The following is a 391-nucleotide window of genomic DNA, read 5'->3' as shown; positions in this document are numbered from 1 at the left end:
GTTCAATCGCGGCCCGGGCGACGGCGACGGCAATCTGGCGTGAGACCGTTTCAATCTGATCTACCGGCGGCAGCAATCCGCCTTTTTCCGTGGTGACCAGCGGAGACTGCGCGGCCAGGCTGCGGCTTGCTGCCATCAGCATCTCTTCCGTCACCCGGCGCGCGTTGCAGGCCAGTACGCCCAGCCCCAGACCCGGGAAAATATAGGCGTTATTACACTGGGCGATCTCGTAGTGTTCATTCTCCCAGAATACCGGGGCGAACGGGCTGCCGGTGGCCACCAGCGCGGCACCCTGGGTCCAGGCGATAAGATCCTGCGGCTGGGCTTCCGCCCGCGAGGTCGGGTTCGAGAGCGGCATGATGATTGGGCGCGGACAGTGGCGATGCATCTC

At 64.5% G+C, this 391-nt stretch carries 1 protein-coding gene; it reads right to left on the bottom strand.

All coding sequences use genetic code 11. The features are described 5' to 3' along the window. A partial coding sequence (locus tag EN749_RS37395; RefSeq protein WP_281061976.1) for a malic enzyme-like NAD(P)-binding protein occupies window positions 1-391 on the bottom strand: 391 nt, incomplete at both ends.

The organism is Mesorhizobium sp. M7A.F.Ca.ET.027.02.1.1 (assembly GCF_004022985.1).
In the GTDB taxonomy this organism is placed as follows: Bacteria; Pseudomonadota; Alphaproteobacteria; order Rhizobiales; family Rhizobiaceae; genus Mesorhizobium.
This window is presented reverse-complemented; position numbering and strand designations above follow the sequence as displayed.